Raw genomic sequence first — 19,141 nt, forward strand, 5'->3', positions numbered from 1 at the left:
GCCCCGCACCGGACGTAGGTCTGTTGAGCGATATGCCTGTGAGGCATATCGCTCGTACCTGCGTCCGGCTGCGGGGGCGCTACCGTCCGTCCGTAGCCAGCCTGCGGGTCAGGAGACGGTGAGGAGCAGGTGGTTGACGGCCAGGGCGGTGAGCGCCTGCCCGGCCAGCCACCAGCGACGGGCCGGCGCGGGCAGGTGCGCGGCGGCGACCAGCAGCCAGACCGCGAACGGCAGCCAGATCCGCTCCACCTCGGCCTTGCTCATCCCGGACAGGTCGGCGCCGATCACCGCCAGCGCGGCGGCCCCCGGCAGCAGCACGGTCGGCCCGAGCCCCCGCACCCGCGACGCGAGCGCGACCAGCCGGCGGTGCCCGACCAGGCCGCCGAGCGGCCGACCGTCACCCGACCCGGGACCGCCCGACCCGGGACCACCGGCCGCTGCGAACGCGGCCCGCCCCGACGGACCGATCCCGGCCCGCGCCGCGGCCCGCCAGCCCGCCCGGGCCGCCAGCAGCGCGCGGCGCAGCGCCGGCCCGGCCACCGGCCCGGCCGAGAGCAGCAGCGCCGCCAGGTTGGCCCAGACCCAGTAGCCGTACGGGCGGTCGGCCGCCCAGCCCTGGTAGTAGCGCTCCACCACCCGGTCGTACCCCTGCCACCAGTGGAAGCCGGCGAGGGCGAACGCGGCCACCACCGTGGCCACCCCGGCCGCCCCGGCGAGCAGCGCGCCCCGCCGACGTGTCGGCCGCAGCGCCAGCACGGCCAGGGCCAGCGGCCCGACCAGCACGAAGCCGTACGACAGGTGCAGCGCGAAGCCGAGCAGCAGCCCGCCGGCCAGCGCGGTCGCGGGTCCCCGTACCGCCAGCAGGGCCAGGCCGGCGGCGACCACGCCGGCGAAGACGCCGTCGGCGGAGGCGCCCACCCAGACCGCCCCCGGCAGCAGCACCAGGAACGGCAGCACCGTCCGGGCCGCCTCGCCGGCGCCCAGCGCCCCCAGGGCGACCGGCACGGACACGGCCACGCTCGCCCCGACCAGGACGCAGGCCAGCGCCGCCGCCGTCCCGCCGCCCAGGCCGACCCGGTCCAGCCCGACGAACACCAGCAGGGCGCCCGGCGGGTGGCCGGCGGTGTGGGTGGACCACGAGTCCGGCTGGAAGTCGAGGATCCGGTCGGTGAAGCCGGCCAGCATCCCCCGGACGTCGGTCACCCCGGGCACCTCCCGCAGGTACTCCGCCTGCGGGGTGAGCCGCCGGGTCAGCCCCGCCGACCAGCCGTCCACCAGCGCCAGGGCGAGCGTCCAGGCCACCGCCGCCAGGTAGCCGGCGCACAGCAGCGGGCCCCACCGGGCGGTCCGGGCCCAGCGCAGCCCGGGGCCGAGCACGGCGGCGGCGACCAGCAGCGCGGCCGGGGTGCCCCAGCCCAGGTGCGGCCGCCAGGTGGCGTAGAGCGGCGCGGCGTCGGCGTGCAGGCCCACACCCCGGTGGTTGAGCACCGCGCCGACGGCCACCGCGGCGGCCAGCAGCGCCGCCTCGACGCCCAGCACGACCAGGTCGCCCCGGTCGCGGGCCGGGACGCGGTCGGGGGCGGGCGAGCGGGGGAGCGTGGCACCGGGTCTCATGTCGACCGGACGGTACGGGTTGCCCCGCGCATCTGTCAGCCGAACCACGGGTACGTCACCGGACGGTAAGAAATGCCTGCTCGGTAAGCGTTCCGTAAGGCCGAACGCGGCGCGCGCGGCCCCGTGCGGACCTAGCGTCGGCGGTATGCCGACACAGATCGACGTGGTGCTGCCGTGCCTGGACGAGGCCGCCGCCCTGCCCGGCGTGCTGACCGCGCTGCCGCCCGGATACCGGGCGATCGTGGTGGACAACGGCTCCCGGGACGGCTCGCCCGAGGTGGCCGCCCGACACGGCGCCCGGGTGGTGCACGAGTCCCGCCGGGGATACGGGGCGGCCGTGCACACCGGGATCGAGGCCGCCGAGACGGAGCTGGTCTGCGTCCTGGACGCCGACGGCTCCTTCGCCCCCGGGGAGCTGCCCGCCCTGGTCGCCCCGGTCGCCGAGGGGATCGCCGACCTGGCCGTCGGTCGCCGCCGGCCGGTCCGCGTCGGGGTCTGGCCCTGGCACGCCCGGGCCGGCACGGCGCTGGTCGCCGCGCTGCTGCGGCACCGGGGCGTGCCGCTGCGCGACCTCAGCCCGATCCGGGTGGCCCGGCGCGAGGCGCTGCTGGGTCTCGGCGTCACCGACCGGGCCTTCGGCTACCCCCTGGAGCTGCTGATCCGGGCCGCCGCCGCGGGCTGGCGCATCCACGAACTCGACGTCGCGTACGCACCGCGCGCCGCGGGCACCCGCTCCAAGGTCTCCGGTTCGGTCCGCGGCACCCTGCGCGCCACCCGGGACTTCGCCGCCGTGCTGCGCAGCGTGGAAGGCCCCCGGTGAGCGTGCTGCTGGTGGTCGCCAAGGCGCCCGTGCCCGGCGCGGTGAAGACCCGGCTCTGCCCGCCCGCCACGCCGGAGCAGGCGGCCCGGATCGCCGCCGCCGCCCTGCTCGACACCCTCGACGCGGTTCGCGCCACCCCCGGCGTGACCCCGGTGCTGGCCCTGGCCGGGCGGATCACCGACGCCGTCGACCCGGTCGGGCTGGCCGCCGCGACCACCGGCTGGCCGGTGCTGGCGCAGCGGGGCGCCGACCTCGCCGCGCGGCTCGCGCACGCCCACGCCGACGTGGCGGACGCGTACCCCGGCCGGTCGGTGTTCCAGATCGGCATGGACACCCCGCAGCTCACCCCGGCGCGGCTGGCCGGGGCCGTACGCCGGCTCGCCGGCACGGACGCGGTGCTGGGCCGGGCCGCCGACGGCGGCTGGTGGGGGCTGGGCCTGCGCGAGCCCCGGCACGGGGCCGCGCTGCGCGCGGTGCCGACGTCCACCCCCGACACCGGCCGGCTCACATGGGCGGCGCTCGCCGGGCGCGGCCTGCGGGTCGCGCCGCTGCCGATGCTGCGGGACGTGGACGACTGGGCCGACGCGGTCGCGGTCGCGGCGGCCGTCCCCGGCGGTCGGTTCGCCCGGGAGGTCGCCGCGCTGCGGCGCGGCCTGGTCGTGGGGGGCTGGCGGTGACCGCCGACAGCTTCGCCGCAGCCCTGCGCGGCGGGCAGGCCGAGGCCCACTGGTTGGTGCACCCCGACGGGTTCCGCATCCGGCTGCCGGTGGACCGGTGGCACGGGCCGGCCGAGTCGGCGACCGAGGCGGTGATCGCGCGGTGCGCCGGCCCGACGCTGGACCTGGGCTGCGGGCCCGGGCGGCTCACCGTGGCGCTTACCCAGGCCGGGCTGACCACCCTCGGCGTCGACGTCTCGGCCCGGGCGGTCGCCCTGACCCGGGCCCGGGGCGCGGTGGCCGTGCAGGCCGACCTGTTCGACCCGCTGCCGGCGGAGGGCCGGTGGGCCCACGTCGTGCTGTTCGACGGCAACATCGGCATCGGCGGCGACCCGGTAGCGCTGCTGCGCCGGTGCCGAGCGCTGCTTGACGCCAGGGGCACCGTCCTGGTCGAACTCGACCCGCCGGGCACGGGCGTCTGGCAGGGACAGGTCCACGTGCTCTCCGGGCGGGACCGGGGCCCGACCTTCCAGTGGGCGCGTCTGGACACCCGGGCGGTGCCCGACACGGCCGCGTCGGCGGGGCTGGTCGTCCGCGAGGTGTTCCGCCGGGGCTGGCGCTGGTTCGCCGAACTGGTCACGGCGTAGGGCGTGGCACCGTCCTCCGTCGCCTCCCCGGCGAAGGGGGAGAGAAGGGGGAGAGAAGGGGACCGGTTTGTCACCTACCGGCGTCGCACCGGTGCCTGGTTTCCTGACCTGCGGCTGATCATGCGCGTCCGGTCACCGCGACCCGGAGCGTGGTCCAGCCGTCCCACCGGCACCGACGAGAGGAACCCGGGTGAACACGAACCGGACGCTGGCGAGCGTCGGCACGGTCGCGGCGCTGGCCGCCGGCACCATCGCCGTCACCGCTGCCCCGGCCCGGGCCGCCGGCTACAACGGCGCCTGCGGCAGCGGCTACACGGTGATCGACAAGATGGACGCCGGCAACAGTCGGGGAACCATCTACCTGACGTACAACAACGGCTGGAACTGCGTCGTCACCATCACCAACACCCCCGGCACCAAGCAGTTCATCTCCGCGATGGTGGAGCGCTCCGGCGGGGACTGGGTCGAGGACGAGGGCAACTACACCAAGTTCGCCGGACCCGTCTACGTGTACGCCCCGAGCAGCTGCATCGACTGGGGTGGCATCGTCGGCGACAAGTACATCCGCATGATCGAGTGGAACGACCACTGCGGCTGAGCCGCGAGGAGGTGACCGGCGGTCCGGCCCGGCCGCCGGCACGCCCCTCGAATGCGTCGGCCAGGACCCGGATATGGTCACTGACGGTGTTCGACCCGGCGTTGCCGGGTCGCAGCGGCCTGGCGAGGGACTCGCCGGTGTTGGCGTACCAGGCTCCCAGGGGATGGAAGCCGAATCCCCGTGCGATCAGCGCACCGGCGCAGCAGCACCGCACCGACGTGGCCAACCAGGCTCCTGCCCCCGACAGCCAGCGACAACCGTCGCTCACTGAGTTGCCGGCGCTTGCGGACGTCCTGCCGCCCTGCGGCGCGAGCGGCGGGCCAGGAAGGCCAGCCCGGTGACCATGACCAGTCCGATCACCAGTAACCCACCCGCCATCGCCCAGAGGGTACGCAGCTGGGCGAGAGGCCTGCTTGCCTCACCGACCTCGCCCGGGTTCGGAAATTTGATGTTCGTGACCGCGCTTCGTTTCACCATCCCGCTCTCCAGGTTCACCTCGATTCGCCACGGCCCATTGGCCAGTTCCCTGGGGAAGAGCACGTTGACCGTGCCGGAACTGCCCGGCGCCAGCGTGGTGCTTTTCACCACCTCGAACGGCCCTGCGCGCGTACCGCCGGGTCCTTCGGAAAGGTTCACCGAGCCGCTCATGTCCAGCGCCCGGCCCCCGGTGTTGTTCACCTTGATGGCGACCGAGGGTTGCCCGTGCTTGCTGCGGGCCGGCACCAGCTCCCCGATGGTGAAGTCCGAGGCGGGCTCGCCGCCCGAACCGATGTCGAGGTAGATCCGAACACCGATGCGGTGGATCTGGTTGACGTTCGCGGACGGCCGCGGGGCGGAGGCGACCGAGGCCCACACCACTGCGTACCGCTCGCCGGCCGAGGCGTTCCACGGCACCTGGATGGTCACCTTCACCCGGGCCTCGCCGTTTGGCGGCAGGTCCAGCTCGGTGCGGTCGAGGGATATCCAGGACGTCAGTTCGTTGGCCGCGCGGCCGTCCCCGATCTGGAACGCCTCTTTGTCGACCGTTGCGGCGCCCGGGTAGAGCTCGATGTGCAGCCGCTTCGAGGATTCGTTTTTGACCAGCACCTTTCGGTGGATAGTCGTGCCCGGCGGCAGATGGTCCACAATAGATCTCTGGGCGCGGGGGTCCGCGCGGCGGTTGACCGGTGCTTCCAGCAACTGGATGCCCAAGCCGCCGTCCGATTGCGGTTCAGCCGCGCTGGCCTGGGCCGGAAGGCCCAGGCCAGCGAGGAGCAGCACCGTCAGCGAGGCCCACAGGGCCAAGCGGCCGTGCTGACTAGACACCCGTCACCGAATGGGTCACGGTGCCGCTGTAGGTGCCCGCCACGTTGGTCGTCGCGACCGTGACGACCAACGTGGGGTTCCAGGAGCAGGTGTTGTTGCCGCTGCCGCCGGTGTGGGAGGCCGCGGTTATTGGGGTCGTGTTGTCCAGCGGCGTCGCGGTGGATGCGTTGCAGGTACCCGTTTGGCCGGCGCCTGGGGTTACCGTGCCCGACGCGTAGGTGATGCTGGTGGCCGGGACGACCTGGCCGGTTCCGCCGGCACCGGTGGTGAAGTCCGTCGAGATCACACTGGCCGTCCAGTTGGGGGTGGTCGAGGCCCGTTGGTCGCTGACCGAGACGGCGCCGAGTGAGCCGGTGATGGCGCTGCCCGGCGTACCGGTGCCGAGGTCCGCCGTGTCGGGCACGGTGATCTCCAATACGCCGGCGGTTACGTCAAACGTAGCGGCGGTCTCGCAGGGGGCGTCTGCTGCGCACGTGACGGGCGCAGCCTGGGCCGGCGAAGCGACGGCCACCCCCGTCGCCAGCGCGGCGGCGCTCAGCAGCGCCGCGCCAGTTCGTCCCGTTACCCGTGCCCGGCTGCGAGCGGCGGTCGAAAAGCCTCGCCGGCCGTCGGCGATCCCGCCGTCCTTGGTGAACCCCTTCATCGCATGAACCCCCGTCGAACTCGTTGTGCTGTTATTTGCCCGTATTGTGGCGGTTTCGATGTTACATCGAATGGATCGCTAAAGGTAGTTTTGCCCGATTCCGTCGACTGGGTGACCCTACGTCGTCCCGAACGGGCGGACGATGACCCGCGCGCCACGGACCGCCTCGACCATTCCGGCAAAGGTCACGGTGGTCGAGGCGTGCCGGTCAGCGTAGCGGCGGGCGGGGCCGGCGACGGGGCACGGAACCTTGCGATGTCCTTACGGCGCTCGGCGTGCTCCCTGGGGCGACGGGGTCCGCCGGCGCGTGCTCCCGTCCGGTCGGGGCGTTCCTCGTGTACGCCCCGAGCAGCTGCATCGACTGGGGCGGCATCGTCGGCGACAAGTACATCCGCATGATCCGGTGGGACGACCACTGCGGCTGAGCCGCGAGGAGGTGACCGGCGGCCCGGGCCGCCGGCACGCCCTACGCATCCGCCAGGGGCAGCCGGACGACGAACCGGCACCCGTCGGCGACGTTGCGCACGTCGACCCGGCCGCCGTGCGCCTCGACCAGCCCGCGCACGATCGCCAGGCCCAGCCCGCCGGAGCCCTCGACGCCACCGTTGCCGGGCCGGGGGGTGCGGGCCGGTTCGCCCCGGAACGCCACGTCGAACAGCCGGGGCAGGTCGGCCTCCGGGATGCCGCCGCAGGTGTCCGCGACGGCCAGCCAGGCGGCGTCGCCGTCGCGGCCCGCGTCGACCCGCACGGTGCCGTCGTCCGGGGTGTAGCGCACCGCGTTGAGCAGCAGGTTCCCCACCACCCGGGCCAACTCCGGCTCGCTGGCGGCCACCGTCGGCCAGCCCGACTCGGCGGCGACCAGCCGGATCCGGCGGGCCGCGGCCAGCGGCGCGGTGCCGGCCAGGGCGTCGGAGACCACGTCACCCAGCGGCACGGCGGACAGCGACAGCCGCAACGCCCCGGCGTTGATCCGGGACAGTTCGAACAGGTCGTCGACGAGCCGGGTCATCCGGTCGGTCTCCACCCGGATCCGTCGGTGGTACTCGTGCACCGTCTCCGGGTCGGCGACCACCCGGTCCTCCAGCGCCTCGGCCATCGCCCGCAGCCCGGCCAGCGGCGTACGCAGGTCGTGCGACACCCAGGCGACCAGGTCCCGGCGGCCCTTCTCGATCCGCCGCTCCCGCTCCCGCGCCTGGTCCGCCCAGACCGCCGCCGCGGCCAGCCGCCGGCCGAAGAGCCAGCCGACGGCGAGGCTGACCACCGCCGCCGCGGAGACGGTGATCAGCACCACCTCCAGGTCGTGCGGGGAGAGGAACATCGCCTCGGCGATCACCGCGACGCCGGCCACCACCGCGGTCACCGTCATCACCAGCAGGACGGAGATGTGTACGGTGATCGACCGACCGCGCAGCAGGCGCAGCGCCGCCGCGCCGAGCAGCCCGACGCAGCAGGCCGCGCCGAGCGCCGCGCCGAAGATCAGCGCCAGGTCAGCCATCGACCGGCTCGTACCGGTAGCCGACGCCCCACACGGTGACGATCCGGCGCGGGTCGGCCGGGTCGGCCTCGATCTTCTCCCGCAGCCGGCGCACGTGCACGGTGACGGTGGACTGGTCGCCGAAGCTCCAGCCCCAGACCCGCTCCAGCAGTTCGGTCCGGCGGAACGCGTGCGCCGGGTGGCGCATCAGGTGGGCCAGCAGGTCGAACTCGCGCAGCGTGAGGGCCAGTTCCCGGCCGTGCAGCCGGGCCACCCGGGGGCCGGTCTCCACGGTGAGGCCGCCGTCGGTGAGCACCTCCGCCGTCGCGCCGGCCGGCTCGCCGCCGGCCCGGCGCAGCACCGACCGCACCCGCAGCACCAGCTCGCGAGGGGAGAAGGGCTTGCTCAGGTAGTCGTCCGCGCCCAGTTGCAGGCCGAGGATCCGGTCGGCCTCGTCGCCGCGCGCGGTCAACATCACGATGGGTACGCCGTCCGGCCGCTCCCGCAGCCGGCGGCAGACCTCCAGCCCGTCGAGCCCCGGCAGCATCACGTCCAGCACGACCAGCTGCGGCGGCGCCGCGGCGACGGCGGCCAGCGCGGCGGCGCCGTCCCCGACGTGGTCCACCTGGTAGCCGGCGTGTGCCAGGTAGCGGCAGACCACGTCGCTGACCGTCCGGTCGTCGTCGACGACCAGCACCCGTTGCGGCACGCTCACCTCCCCCTCGTGCCGGTCAGCGTAGCGGCGGGCGGGGCCGGCGACCGGCCCCGCGAACCTTGCGATGTCCTTACGGGACGCGACCGGGTCGGCGGGTCAGCCGGCGCGGGTTCCCGTCCCGTCGGCGCGCTCGGCCATGGCCTCGACCAGGTCCGCCCTCGCCCGGGCCACCCGTGACCGGATGGTGCCGACCGGGCAGTCGCAGACCTGCGCCGCCTCGGCGTACGACAGGCCGAGGACCTGGGTGGCGACGAAGGCCTCCCGCCGCTCGGTGGGCAGCTGCCGCAGCAGGGCGTCCAGCACCACGCCGTTCTCGAACAGGCCTGCCGCCGGCGGGTCCCACCCGTCCAGGTTGGTGGTCGACGGGCGGGCCCGCCGCGACCGGAGGTGATCGGCGGCGACCCGCCGGGCGATGCCGAACAGCCAGGTCCGCGCCGAGGAGCGGGCGGCGAACCGGGGCAGTCCGCGCATCGCCCGCAGGTACGTCTCCTGCACCAGGTCGTCGGTCTCCGCGTCGGCGCGCAGGTGGTGCAGGAACCGCCAGGTCGGACCCTGGGTGGCCCGGACGAACGCGGCCAGCGCGAGCGGGTCGCCCCGTCCGGCGGCCAGCGCCCACGCGGTCACCTGCTCGTCGCTCTCGTCCACCACACCCGCCCCCTCGTCCGCCGACCCATCCGTTACGACGCAGCGTAGTAGGGCGGCTCTCCGTGTCGGCCGGTGGTACGGACGAAGCCTGCCGACCGGTTCACCGCCTCAGGCCTCCGGGCAGCGCTCCGAGAGGGCGTACCGGACCAGCACCACGTCACCGATCCGCCGGGTCTCGACCAGCCGGGCCCGCCGGCCGGGGTGCCACGGGAACCGACCGTCGCCGACGAAGCGGGGCGCCCCGGGGTCGCCGACGAAGAACGGGGCGACCACCAGGTGCAGCTCGTCGGCGAGACCGGCGGTGAGGAACTGCCCGTGCACCGACCCGCCGCCCTCCACCATCAGCCGGCCCACCCCGCGCCCCGCCAGGTCGGCCAGCGCCCGGGCCGGGTCCAGCGGGTCACCGGCGTCCACGACGGTGGCCAGCCCGTCCAGCAGCTCGGTGGTCTTCGCCACGGCCGGCGACGCGCAGTACACGATCCGGTCCGCGTCGCCGACGGTGAAGAACCGGGCGGCGGGGTCGAGGTCGCCCCGCCCGGTCAGCGTCACCTTCACCGGCGACGGCGGCAGCCCGCGGGCCACCCGCGCCCGGCGCAGCCGCTCCGAGCGGACCACCAGGCGCGGGTCGTCCCGGCGTACGGTGCCGGCGCCGACCAGGATCGCGTCGCACCCGGCCCGGACCGCGTCGATCCGGGCCAGGTCCTCGTCGTTGGACAGCACCAACCGCTCCTCGGTGGTGTCGTCGATGTATCCGTCGATCGACGTGGCGCAGCTGAGCAGCACGTAGGGCCGCCCACCCGCCGGCACGACACCCATGTCAGGTCAGCGACGGCGAGTCGACGGTACGGGCGACGGCCCGGCTCGCCTTCGCCGTGGTGGCGTACCCGGCGGGGAAGCGGAGGGGGACCGTGACCTGCGTGCGGACCGTGGCGACCGGCAGCGCTCCGTACATGTGTCTCCTCCGTCAGGCGCTGCCGGCCAGGCCGGCAGCGGGTACCGCGGCAGAACCACCCTGGTTCACCGTACGTGCCGTGGACCGGTGCGGGAGCCGGGCCGGACGCCGACGCAGCAGCAGCACGGCGGCGCCGGGCAGGGCGGCGAGGACCACCAGCGCCCCGTACACCAGCGCGGCGGACACCCCCTGGGCGGCGCCCAGGCCGGCGGCCCCGAACGCCCACGCGGCCACGCCCTCGCGTGGACCGAACCCGGCCACGTTCGCCGGCAGCCCCATCGCCAGCAGCGCCAGCAGGGTCAGCGGCACCAGTTGCGCCAGCGGGGCGGTGACGCCGGCGACCCGGGCCGCCACCACGAACGTGCCCAGGTGGCCGAGGACGGCGACCACCGAGGCGAGCAGCACCCCCGGCCCGGTCCGGCGGGCCAGTAGGCCGGCGCGGACGTCGGCCGCGGCGGCGCGCAGCGCCCGGGCCCGGCGGGACGGCCCGGAGCGGGGCAGCGCCCGGGCCAGCAGCAGCACGCTGAGGGCGACCGCCACGGCCAGCCCGGTGGCCTTCGGCAGCCACGGCCGCACCGGCGACGGCAGCGCCAGCAGGAGCACCACGGCGAGCGTGACCTGGACGACCTGACCGGCGGTACGTTCCCAGACCACGGCCCGGACGGCCCGACCCACGTCGCCGGCCTCCCGGCCGTGCCGCACCGCCCGGTGCACGTCGCCGAGCATCCCGCCGGGCAGGGTGGCGTTGAGGAAGACCGCCCGGTAGCAGTCGGCCACGGCGGCGCCCAGCGGCAGCCGGACGCCGAGCCCCTCGGCGACCAGCCGCCACCGCCAGGCGCAGCAGACGGTGCTGAGCGCGCCGAGCAGCAGCGCCGCGACCACCGCCGGGGTGTCGATGCGGCGCAGCGCGGCCAGCAGCGGCCCGGTGCCCAGCCACCACAGCAGCGCCGCCACCAGCGTGACGCCGCCGAGGTTGCGCACCCAGGCCCAGATCGGGCGGACCGGGGCGGTGGGTGTGTCGCCGGCAACCTGTGGCACGCGCACCTCCTCGGAAGATCTTTTCTTTTCTCCACGTACCGGCGGGCCGTCGGGTTCAGTCCGCCCCGGCGAGCAGGTCGTCGTGGCCCACGGTGACGGTCAGCCGGCCGGCCGCCGCCTGAGCCAGCCGGCGGCGGGCGTATCCGGCCGTCCGGGCGGCCAGCTCCGGGCGCTGCTCGACGGCGGCGTCGTACCAGCCGGTGAACCACTCGGCGGTCAGCGCGGCGTGCATGGTGCCCAGCCGCCACGGGCTGGACCGGACCGTCACCGCGATCCTGTGCCGTCGGAACGCGGCGACGGTGGCCGCGGCGGCGTCCGGCCCGAGCAGGGTCCGGCCGTCGACGGTCCGCCGCTGGTGCGCGTCGAACGCGGCGGCGATCTCCGCGTCCAGCGGGTCCGGCGGGTCGAGCCGCACCCGGCCGACCACGGAGAGCGTGAACAGGGCCGGGCGGCCCGCCCCGGCGCAGGCCGCCACGATTCGGTCGATCTCCTCGGCGGTCAGCATGTCCAGCAGCGCCGAGGCGGTGACCAGGTCGGCGCCGGCCAGGTCGTCGACGGTGAGCCGGGTGATGTCGCTCCGCCGGGTCTCCACGCGCACCGGGCTGCCGTCGGCGGCGCGGGGCGGGGCGGCGCGGGCCCGGTCGAGCAGGTCGGCGTCCCGGTCGTGGAGGACCCAGTGCTGCGGGCCGGGCAGCCGGGGGGCCAGCCAGCGCGCCATCGACCCGGTGCCGCTGCCCAGGTCGTGCACCACCAGAGGCCGGTCGGCGGCCGGTCGGGCGCGTACCCGGTCGACCAGGTCGCCGGCGCGGGCGGCGGCGTCGGCGGGCTCGCGCAGCGCGAGCCAGTCGGCGAACGGATCGGTGGCGTGCGTGGTCACACCCGCACTCCGTCCAGGACGTGGGCGATCAGGGTGGCGGTGGCCGGCCAGCCGGCCAGGCCGTCCCGGCGGGCCAGGGCCGCCTGCCGCAGCCGGTGGCGCAGCGGCGCCCCGGTGAGCCAGCGGCGCAGCGCGCCGGCCAGCGCGGCCGGTTCGTCGGCGGGCACCAGCAGGCCGGGCGGGTCGCCGTCCGGGGCCCGGCCGAGCGCCTCGGGCACCCCGCCCACCGCTGGGGCCAGCACCGGCAGGCCGCGGGCCAGGGCCTCGGTGACCACCATCCCGTACGTCTCGGCGCGGGAGGCGAGCACCAGCAGGTCGGCGGCGGCGTACGCGGCGTCGAGGCCGGTCCCGGTGCGCGGGCCGAGCAGCCGTACCCGCCCGGCCAGCTCCAGGTCGTCCACCTGCCGGCGCAGCCCGGCGACGAAGCCGGGATCGCGGGTGAGCGCGCCGACGCAGTCCAGCGTCCAGGGCAGGTCGGCGACCTCGGCGAGGGCGCGGACCAGCACGTCGTGTCCCTTGAGCGGGGTGACCGCCGCGACGCAGAGCAGCGCCGTGCCCGCCCCCGTTCCGGGGGCCGGGGGCGCCGGGTCCACCCCGGGGGCGGCCACGTGCACCCGGTCGGCGGGCAGCGGATACCGGTCGAGCAGGCGGCGGCGGGTCCACCCGCTGGTGGTGACGACCGCGGCGGCGCAGGCCAGCGCGGCGGCCTCGGTGACGTCCTCCAGCGGCAGGTGCACCAGCAGCACCAGCCGCAGCCGCCGGGCGTGCGGGGCCAGCACCTCCGGCACCGCCGAGGCGACCAGCCCGTCGAGCAGCACCACCGCCCCGTCGGGCAGCGCCGCGAGCACCCCGGCCAGCTGGACCCGGGACGGCCCGTCGGGGCGCGGCCACCGCCCGGGTACGCCGTGCTCGCGCACCGCCCACCCCCGCTCGGCGAGCCCCCGGCAGACCCGGCGGTCGTACGTGTTGCCGCCGCTCGGGGTCGCCGGGTCGTCGATGTCGCCGGGGAGGACGACGTGCGCCACGGGCACGTCTACAGCGACCGCTCGTAGCTGGCCCAGGCGATGTGCGACTCGTGCAGCGTCACGGTGATCCCGGCCAGCTCGCGGGCCCCCGCGCCGAGCCCGCCGGCGTGCGCCCGCTCGGCCAGCCGGTCGGCGACGGTCCGGCACAGCACCTCGGTGGTGGTGTTCACCCCGGCGAAGGCGGGCTCGTCGTCGAGGTTGCGGTAGGTCAGCTCGGCGAGGACCGCCCGCAGCTCCGCGGTGGCCCGGCCGATGTCCACCACGATGCCGTCCGCGTCCAGCTCGGCGCGGCGGAACGTCGCGTCCACCACGAACGTCGCCCCGTGCAGCCGTTGCGCGGGCCCGAAGACCTCGCCCCGGAAGCTGTGGGCGACCATCATGTGGTCCCGTACGGTCACGCTGAACACGGCGTCACTCCCCGTCGTAGGTGATGAGGTGGCAGAGCGCGGGGAGGCTTCCCGCGGCCAGTCGGTCGAGCACGTCGGGCAGCTCCGCGAAGCGGGACCGGCCGGTGAGCAGCGCGTCGAAGACCGGGTCGGCGAGCAGCTCCAGGGCCAGCGCCAGCCGGTCGGCGTAGCCGCGCCGCGCCGCCCGGGCCGGCGAGACCGTGCCGACCTGGCTGCTGCGGACGGTCAACCGGCCGGAGTGGAACGACCCGCCCAGCGACAGCTGCACCGGCCGGTCGCCGTACCAGCTCAGCTCGACGACCGTGCCCTCCGGGGCGAGCAGCTCCAGCGCGCGCTGCAACCCCTGGCCGGTCGCGCTGGCGTGCACCACCAGGTCCCGGCCGTCGGCCGCGTCGCCCGGCAGCGCGAATTCGACGCCCAGCGCCGCGGCCACCGCCGCCCGCGCCGGGTCGGTGTCCACCAGCTCGACGCGTACTCCGGGGAAGCGGGCGAGCAGCGCCGCGACGGCGCAGCCCACCATGCCGCCGCCCACCACGCTGACCCGGTCGCCGACCAGCGGCGCGGCGTCCCAGAGCGCGTTCACCGCTGTCTCCACCGTGCCGGCCAGCACCGCCCGCGCCGCCGGCACGTCGTCGGGCACCGGCGTCACGGCCGAGGCCGGTACGACGTACGCCGTCTGGTGCGGGTGCAGGCAGAAGACGGTCCGCCCGCGCAGCCCCGCCGGACCGGTCTCGACGACGCCGACGCTGAGGTAGCCGTACTTGACCGGGGCGGGGAAGTCGCCCTCCTGGAACGGGGCGCGCATCGCCGCGTACTGGCTCTGCGGCACGCCCCCGGTGAAGACCAGCGTCTCGGTGCCCCGGCTGACCCCCGAGTACCCGGCGCGCACCAGGACCTCGTCCGGGCCCGGGGCGGGTAGCGTCACCGGCCGGATCTCACCCACTCCGGGGGAGCGGAGCCAGAAGGCACGGGCGTCGCGGATCACGGGGGATGTTCTCCTCATCTGGCGGCGGGACCGAACCGAACGGCCGCGCGCTCCGTGTTTCCTGTCGAGGCCGTCGATCATAAACACGGAGGCAGGGTGTCCAAGGTTCGAATCGGTCCGGTGGTCGGGCTGACCGCCCAGATCGTCCTGCTCGCCGGGCTGGCCGCGACCGTCGGGCTCGACGTCGCCGGCTGGCTGGCCGGCGTCGCGTACGGCATCGTGCTCTGCGGGGCGCTCGACCGTGGTCTGCGCCGGCGCGGCGCGGACCGGCTGGGCCCGGCGGACCGGGTGACCCTGACCCGGGCGGTGCTCGTCGGCGGGGTGACCGCCCTGGTGGTGGACGCTCTCGACGGGGTGGCGCCGCTGGCGGTGCTGGTGCCGATGGCCGCGGTGGCCCTCGCCCTCGACGCGGTGGACGGCTGGGTGGCCCGGCGCACCGGCACCGCCAGCGGGCTCGGCGCGCGCTTCGACATGGAGGTCGACGCCTTCCTCATCCTGGTGCTCAGCGTCCACGTGGCACCGGTCACCGGTGGCTGGGTGCTCGCCATCGGCGCGATGCGGTACGCCTTCGTCGCCGCCAGCCGGGTGCTGCCCTGGATGTGCGGGACGCTGCCGCCGCGCTACTGGCGCAAGGTGGTGGCGGCGGCGCAGGGCGTCGTGCTGGCGACCGCCACGGCGGACGTGCTGCCCCGGCCGGTGACCGCCGTGGTGGTGGCGGCCTCGCTGGCGCTGCTGGTCGAGTCGTTCGGCCACGACGTGGGCTGGCTCTGGTGGCACCGTCGCGTCCGGACCGCGCCCGGGTGGCGGCCGGTGCCGGCGGCCCGACCGGGGCCCGGGACCGTCGCCGACCGGCCGCTCGCCGCGCACCAGCCCGTCTGAGCCGCACCGGCCGCCCGGCCGCCGTGGACGGGGGTCGTCCAGGGAAGGGGACATCGCAGTGTCGGTGCTGTCGCGCCTGCGCCGCCGGACGGCGGTGGACGGACCCGCCCTGGCCGACCCGTCACCGGAGACCGGTCCGTCCCCGCAACCCCGGCCCGAACCGCCCGCCGACTCCCCGTCCGGGCCGGAGTCGGTCGGCGTCGACTCGGGCGGCACCGGTGGGCGCGGTCGGGTGCGTCCCGTCGCGGCGCGGGTGAGTACCGTGGCGGCCGGCCTGCTCGTGCTCGCCGTGCTGGTCGCGCCGAACCGGCTCGACCAGCTCGGCCCCGCCGCGTTCCTGCGTATCCCGGTCGAGGGGCTGGTCGCCGCCGCGCTGCTGCTGGCGCTGTGCGGCGCGGCCCGGCGGGCGGTGGCGCTGGTGTTCGGCGTCGCGCTCGGGCTGCTCGCCGTCGTCAAGCTGCTCGACATGGGCATGTCCGCCAGCCTCGCCCGCCCGTTCGACCTCGTCCTCGACTGGGTGCTGCTGGACGACGCGTACGGCTTCGTCCGGGACTCCGTCGGCCGGGTCGGCGCGGTCGGCGCGATCGTGGCGCTGGTCGCCGGAGTCGGCGCGCTGCTGGTGTTGACCACCCGGTCGGTGCTGCGGCTGACCCGGCTGGTGGCCCGGCACGACCGGCGGGCGGTCCGGGTGCTGGCGGCGTTCGCCGCGGTCTGGCTCGCCGGCGCGGCGATCGGCGTGCCGGTCGCCGACTCGGGGACGTCCGCGCTGGTCGGCCAGCACGTCGGCCAGGTGGGCGCGGGACTGCGGGACCGGGACGCCTTCGCCGCCGAGGTCGCCGCCGACGCCTTCCGGGACACCCCGGGCGACCAGCTGCTCACCGCCCTGCGCGGCAAGGACGTGATCGTCGCCTTCGTCGAGAGCTACGGCCGGGACGCGGTGCAGGACCCGGAGTTCGCCCCGCAGGTCGGCGCGGTGCTCGACGGCGGTACGCGCCGGCTCGCCGAGCGGGGCTTCCACGGCCGCAGCGGCTTCCTCACCTCGCCGACGGCCGGCGGGGGCAGCTGGTTGGCCCACGACACGCTGCTGTCCGGGCTCTGGGTCGACAACCAGCAACGCCACCTCAGCCTGCTGGCCGGTGACCGGCTCACCCTCAACGGCGCGTTCCGGCGGGCCGGCTGGCAGACGGTGGGGGTGATGCCGGCGGCCACCCAGCCCTGGCCGGAGGGGAGCTTCTTCGGCTACGACCGCTACCACGACGCGGCGGGGCTCGGCTACCGCGGCCCGAAGTTCAGCTTCGCGCCCATGCCCGACCAGTACACCCTGGCCACCTTCCAGCGCCGGGAGCGGGCCACCCCGGGACACGCGCCGATCATGGCGGAGATCCCACTGATCTCCAGCCATTCGCCCTGGGCGGCGATCCCCCGCATGCTCGACTGGGACCACGTCGGCGACGGGTCCGTCTACCACCGGCCGACCTCGGTCGCCGCCAACCCGAAGGACGTGGTGGGGCGTAGCGCCACCGAGGTCCGCACCGGCTACCGGCGCTCGATCGAGTACTCGCTGAACAGCCTCATCTCCTTCGTGCAGACGTACGGCGACGACGACCTGGTGCTGGTCTTCCTCGGCGACCACCAGCCCGCGCCCGTGGTGACCGGGGAGGACGCCGGCCGGGACGTGCCGGTCACCATCGTGGCCCACGACCCGGCGGTGCTGGCGCGGGTCGCCGGCTGGGGCTGGGACGAGGGACTGCGGCCGGGCCCGGAGGCGCCGGTCTGGCGGATGGACACCTTCCGGGACCGGTTCCTCACCACGTTCGGGCCGCAGCCGCCGGCGGCCGCCCCGTCGCCCCGCTGAGCCGGGGCGATCCTCCGGTCCGCGTTCGCTGGCCGCGGTCGGTATCGGGCTGCTGGTGGGCTTCGCTGGACGAGCAGGATGCGTTGGCGCAGATGACCCAGGTTGGCGGGTACGCCGCGGCGTTGGCCGGGTCCTCGACGATCCGGCACGGAACAGTTGCGGGCCGAGGCGCTCGCCTGACCCGGTCCGCCCCGGCCGCATTCCGAGTGGGTGCGCGGCACCACTCCGACTCCTCGGGACGGGTGCCGCCGCGCGCCCCGTCGAACGGCGGTCAGCCGTCGAGGACCGCCAGGTCGAGCCGGCGCAGCCGGTCGGCGTCGGAGAGCACGTCGACGGCGACGATCCGGCCGCCGGTGACGGTGAAGCCCATCACCGACAACGGCCGGCCGTGCGCGGCGACCACGACGCCGGCGGCCCCGTTGACCAGCGCCGGCCGGACGAACGGGTAGAGCCGTCCGAAGGTGACCGCCTGTCCGGCTACTGCCCGCGCGCCGGTGACCACGACCGTGTGGCGGCTGCCCGCGCCGCCGTCGGAGCGCAGCACGACCTCGGGGTGGAGCACGGCGACGAGCGCGTCGAAGTCGCCGTCGCGGGCGGCGGCGAAGAACGCGTCGACGACCACCCGCTGCCGGGTGAGGTCGGCGTCGGGCACGGGGGCCTGCCCGCGTACCCGCCGGCGGGCGCGGCTGGCCAGTTGCCGCGCCGCGGCCGGGGACCGCTCGACCATCGGGGCGATCTCCTCGAACGGCACGGCGAACATGTCGTGCAGCACGAACGCGAGCCGCTCGGCCGGGGTCAGCGTCTCCAGCACCACCAGCAGCGCGAGCCCGACCGAGTCGGCCAGCACCGCCGCGTCCTCCGGGTCGTCCCCGGACTCGCGGCCCACGATCGGCTCCGGCATCCGCACGTCGAGCGGTTCCTCCCGGCGCCGGTCCCGCGAGCGCAGCACGTTTAGGCACACCCGCGCCACCACCGTGGTCAGCCACCCACCGAGGTTCTCCACGCCGCTGGCGTCGGCCCGGCTGATCCGTAGCCAGGCGTCCTGGACGGCGTCGTCGGCCTCGCTCACCGAGCCGAGCATCCGGTAGGCCACCGCCCGCAGCCGGGTCCGGTGCTCCTCGAACCGCTCCGTCAGCCATTCGTGCTCGTCCACCGCTGCCACGTCGCCCCCTCATCGTGTGTCACAGCAGTAGACACACCAGATCCGGCTGATGTGACCGGGGGTCGGCTCCGGGATCGGACGAGTGGAGAATGCTGGCTGATCCTCGGCCGAGTTCGCCGCTCTCCGGGAGCACCTGCCACCGGCCTGAGCCGGTCGCGGCCACAACCACCCGTTCCGGTGGTTTGCGGCGCACCGACCCGGGCATGCGGAGCCACACGGTATCCGACGGAGGTGGCTGACATGGTGAACAGACCCGGCCGAGGGGCACCGGCGACCGCCGTGTCCCCCGTCCGTCGCGCCGCCCAGGTGGTCGGCGCGGTCTTCCTGCTGATCGGGGTGCTCGGGTTCATCCCCGGCATCACCAGCGACTACTACGATCTGATGTTCGCCGGGCACGAGTCGGAGGCGAAGCTGTTCGGGCTGTTCCAGGTGTCGGTCCTGCACAACATCGTGCACCTGTTGTTCGGCGTCGCCGGGCTCGCCCTGTCCCGTGCCGTGTCCGGCGCGCGGACGTATCTGGTCGCCGGTGGCGCGATCTATCTGGTGCTCTGGCTCTACGGCCTGGTCGTCAACCACAACAGCGCCGCCAACTTCATCCCGCTCAACGGCGCGGACAACTGGCTGCACCTGTTGCTCGGCATCGGCATGATCGCGCTCGGGGTGGGACTGACCCGCCGCCCCGCCGGCGCCCGACGCTGACCCTCGTCCGACGACGCCGTGCTCCCCGGGGAGCACGGCGTCGTCGTGGGCGGGGGGCGGGCGCCGCGCCCCCCGCGGTTCGGGCCGTCGGGGGCCAGGGGGGGGGGGGGGCGCACAACGCGGGGATGAAATCCCCCGAGCCGGG

General features: G+C 75.6%; 21 protein-coding genes and 1 pseudogene. 8 read left to right on the forward strand and 14 right to left on the reverse strand.

Features of this window, described 5'->3' with window-relative positions; translation table 11 throughout:
* Nucleotides 1-108 precede the first annotated feature (108 nt).
* Nucleotides 109-1,614: a hypothetical protein gene (locus AB0I41_RS18750; RefSeq protein WP_357108801.1), complete on the reverse strand. Its 1,506-nt coding sequence runs from the start codon at nucleotides 1,612-1,614 to the stop codon at nucleotides 109-111.
* A gap of 145 nt (nucleotides 1,615-1,759) precedes the next feature.
* On the opposite strand from AB0I41_RS18750, the gene AB0I41_RS18755 reads away from it, so the two are divergent.
* From AB0I41_RS18755 to AB0I41_RS18770, 4 genes are all read left to right on the forward strand, one after another.
* Nucleotides 1,760-2,434, forward strand: coding sequence for a glycosyltransferase family 2 protein (locus tag AB0I41_RS18755; protein WP_357108804.1), 675 nt, complete (start codon nucleotides 1,760-1,762; stop codon nucleotides 2,432-2,434).
* Nucleotides 2,431-3,111 carry a DUF2064 domain-containing protein gene (locus tag AB0I41_RS18760; protein WP_357108807.1) on the forward strand — a complete coding sequence of 227 codons (681 nt, stop codon included), beginning with the start codon at nucleotides 2,431-2,433 and terminating at the stop codon, nucleotides 3,109-3,111. Before AB0I41_RS18755 ends, AB0I41_RS18760 begins: the two co-directional genes overlap by 4 nt.
* On the forward strand, nucleotides 3,108-3,737 hold the full coding sequence (locus AB0I41_RS18765; protein ID WP_357108810.1) for a class I SAM-dependent methyltransferase: 630 nt from the start codon (nucleotides 3,108-3,110) through the stop codon (nucleotides 3,735-3,737). The genes AB0I41_RS18760 and AB0I41_RS18765 overlap by 4 nt, the downstream gene beginning before the upstream one ends.
* Before the next feature lie 190 nt (nucleotides 3,738-3,927).
* Nucleotides 3,928-4,335 (forward strand): spore-associated protein A, encoded by a 408-nt coding sequence (locus AB0I41_RS18770; RefSeq protein ID WP_357108813.1) that lies wholly within the window; start codon nucleotides 3,928-3,930, stop codon nucleotides 4,333-4,335.
* Between the two features lie 264 nt (nucleotides 4,336-4,599).
* Here the strand turns inward: AB0I41_RS18770 and AB0I41_RS18775 are convergent, their stop codons facing one another.
* On the reverse strand, nucleotides 4,600-5,619 hold the full coding sequence (locus AB0I41_RS18775; protein ID WP_357108815.1) for a hypothetical protein: 1,020 nt from the start codon (nucleotides 5,617-5,619) through the stop codon (nucleotides 4,600-4,602).
* A gap of 13 nt (nucleotides 5,620-5,632) precedes the next feature.
* Nucleotides 5,633-6,283, reverse strand: a complete 651-nt coding sequence (locus tag AB0I41_RS18780; protein ID WP_357108817.1) for a hypothetical protein — start codon at nucleotides 6,281-6,283, stop codon at nucleotides 5,633-5,635.
* 275 nt (nucleotides 6,284-6,558) lie between these two features.
* On the opposite strand from AB0I41_RS18780, the gene AB0I41_RS18785 reads away from it, so the two are divergent.
* Nucleotides 6,559-6,708 (forward strand): hypothetical protein, encoded by a 150-nt coding sequence (locus tag AB0I41_RS18785; RefSeq protein WP_357108820.1) that lies wholly within the window; start codon nucleotides 6,559-6,561, stop codon nucleotides 6,706-6,708.
* Nucleotides 6,709-6,749: 41 nt separating this feature from the next.
* Here AB0I41_RS18785 and AB0I41_RS18790 read toward each other — a convergent pair whose 3' ends face one another.
* From AB0I41_RS18790 to AB0I41_RS18835, 10 genes are all read right to left on the reverse strand, one after another.
* Nucleotides 6,750-7,778, reverse strand: coding sequence for a HAMP domain-containing sensor histidine kinase (locus AB0I41_RS18790; protein ID WP_357108823.1), 1,029 nt, complete (start codon nucleotides 7,776-7,778; stop codon nucleotides 6,750-6,752).
* Nucleotides 7,771-8,466 (reverse strand): response regulator transcription factor, encoded by a 696-nt coding sequence (locus tag AB0I41_RS18795; protein ID WP_357108882.1) that lies wholly within the window; start codon nucleotides 8,464-8,466, stop codon nucleotides 7,771-7,773. Before AB0I41_RS18795 ends, AB0I41_RS18790 begins: the two co-directional genes overlap by 8 nt.
* Before the next feature lie 102 nt (nucleotides 8,467-8,568).
* Nucleotides 8,569-9,120, reverse strand: coding sequence for a sigma factor-like helix-turn-helix DNA-binding protein (locus AB0I41_RS18800; protein ID WP_357108825.1), 552 nt, complete (start codon nucleotides 9,118-9,120; stop codon nucleotides 8,569-8,571).
* A gap of 105 nt (nucleotides 9,121-9,225) precedes the next feature.
* Complete coding sequence (locus tag AB0I41_RS18805) at nucleotides 9,226-9,933, reverse strand: dihydrofolate reductase family protein (protein ID WP_357108829.1); 708 nt, start codon at nucleotides 9,931-9,933, stop codon at nucleotides 9,226-9,228.
* A 1-nt stretch (nucleotide 9,934) separates the two neighbouring features.
* Nucleotides 9,935-10,069 carry a hypothetical protein gene (locus tag AB0I41_RS18810; protein ID WP_357108832.1) on the reverse strand — a complete coding sequence of 45 codons (135 nt, stop codon included), beginning with the start codon at nucleotides 10,067-10,069 and terminating at the stop codon, nucleotides 9,935-9,937.
* A gap of 12 nt (nucleotides 10,070-10,081) precedes the next feature.
* Nucleotides 10,082-11,107 (reverse strand): lysylphosphatidylglycerol synthase transmembrane domain-containing protein, encoded by a 1,026-nt coding sequence (locus AB0I41_RS18815; protein ID WP_357108835.1) that lies wholly within the window; start codon nucleotides 11,105-11,107, stop codon nucleotides 10,082-10,084.
* Between the two features lie 55 nt (nucleotides 11,108-11,162).
* Nucleotides 11,163-11,984: a class I SAM-dependent methyltransferase gene (locus tag AB0I41_RS18820; protein WP_357108838.1), complete on the reverse strand. Its 822-nt coding sequence runs from the start codon at nucleotides 11,982-11,984 to the stop codon at nucleotides 11,163-11,165.
* Nucleotides 11,981-13,015, reverse strand: a complete 1,035-nt coding sequence (locus AB0I41_RS18825) for a glycosyltransferase family 4 protein (protein ID WP_357108841.1) — start codon at nucleotides 13,013-13,015, stop codon at nucleotides 11,981-11,983. Before AB0I41_RS18825 ends, AB0I41_RS18820 begins: the two co-directional genes overlap by 4 nt.
* Before the next feature lie 2 nt (nucleotides 13,016-13,017).
* The gene (locus AB0I41_RS18830) at nucleotides 13,018-13,416 is read right to left on the reverse strand and encodes a 6-carboxytetrahydropterin synthase (protein WP_357108843.1); all 399 of its coding nucleotides are present in this window, start codon (nucleotides 13,414-13,416) and stop codon (nucleotides 13,018-13,020) included.
* A gap of 4 nt (nucleotides 13,417-13,420) precedes the next feature.
* The gene (locus AB0I41_RS18835; protein ID WP_357108846.1) at nucleotides 13,421-14,401 is read right to left on the reverse strand and encodes a zinc-binding alcohol dehydrogenase; all 981 of its coding nucleotides are present in this window, start codon (nucleotides 14,399-14,401) and stop codon (nucleotides 13,421-13,423) included.
* 96 nt (nucleotides 14,402-14,497) lie between these two features.
* Here AB0I41_RS18835 and AB0I41_RS18840 point away from each other — a divergent pair.
* A pseudogene (locus AB0I41_RS18840) lies at nucleotides 14,498-15,172 on the forward strand (CDP-alcohol phosphatidyltransferase family protein); the annotation flags it as partial.
* Nucleotides 15,173-15,338: 166 nt separating this feature from the next.
* Entirely contained in the window at nucleotides 15,339-17,135 is a 1,797-nt protein-coding gene (locus AB0I41_RS18845; RefSeq protein ID WP_357108848.1) for a sulfatase, read from the forward strand.
* A 271-nt stretch (nucleotides 17,136-17,406) separates the two neighbouring features.
* On the opposite strand, the gene sigJ is transcribed toward AB0I41_RS18845, so the two are convergent.
* On the reverse strand, nucleotides 17,407-18,288 hold the full coding sequence (gene sigJ, locus AB0I41_RS18850) for an RNA polymerase sigma factor SigJ (protein ID WP_357108850.1): 882 nt from the start codon (nucleotides 18,286-18,288) through the stop codon (nucleotides 17,407-17,409).
* 249 nt (nucleotides 18,289-18,537) lie between these two features.
* Here sigJ and AB0I41_RS18855 point away from each other — a divergent pair, with 249 nt between their 5' ends.
* Nucleotides 18,538-18,996 (forward strand): DUF4383 domain-containing protein, encoded by a 459-nt coding sequence (locus AB0I41_RS18855; protein ID WP_357108854.1) that lies wholly within the window; start codon nucleotides 18,538-18,540, stop codon nucleotides 18,994-18,996.
* Nucleotides 18,997-19,141 lie beyond the last annotated feature (145 nt).

This window comes from Micromonospora sp. NPDC050200, from assembly GCF_040656135.1.
GTDB lineage: Bacteria > Actinomycetota > Actinomycetes > Mycobacteriales > Micromonosporaceae > Micromonospora.

Bases quoted from the DNA above. Each gene is read 5' to 3' on its own strand.
- AB0I41_RS18750 (WP_357108801.1), bottom strand. From the start codon at position 1,614: ATGAGACCCGGTGCCACGCTCCCCCGCTCGCCCGCCCCCGACCGCGTC.
- AB0I41_RS18755 (WP_357108804.1), top strand. From the start codon at position 1,760: ATGCCGACACAGATCGACGTGGTGCTGCCGTGCCTGGACGAGGCCGCC.
- AB0I41_RS18780 (WP_357108817.1), bottom strand. From the start codon at position 6,283: ATGAAGGGGTTCACCAAGGACGGCGGGATCGCCGACGGCCGGCGAGGC.
- AB0I41_RS18790 (WP_357108823.1), bottom strand. From the start codon at position 7,778: ATGGCTGACCTGGCGCTGATCTTCGGCGCGGCGCTCGGCGCGGCCTGC.
- AB0I41_RS18805 (WP_357108829.1), bottom strand. From the start codon at position 9,933: ATGGGTGTCGTGCCGGCGGGTGGGCGGCCCTACGTGCTGCTCAGCTGC.
- AB0I41_RS18810 (WP_357108832.1), bottom strand. From the start codon at position 10,069: ATGTACGGAGCGCTGCCGGTCGCCACGGTCCGCACGCAGGTCACGGTC.
- AB0I41_RS18855 (WP_357108854.1), top strand. From the start codon at position 18,538: ATGGTGAACAGACCCGGCCGAGGGGCACCGGCGACCGCCGTGTCCCCC.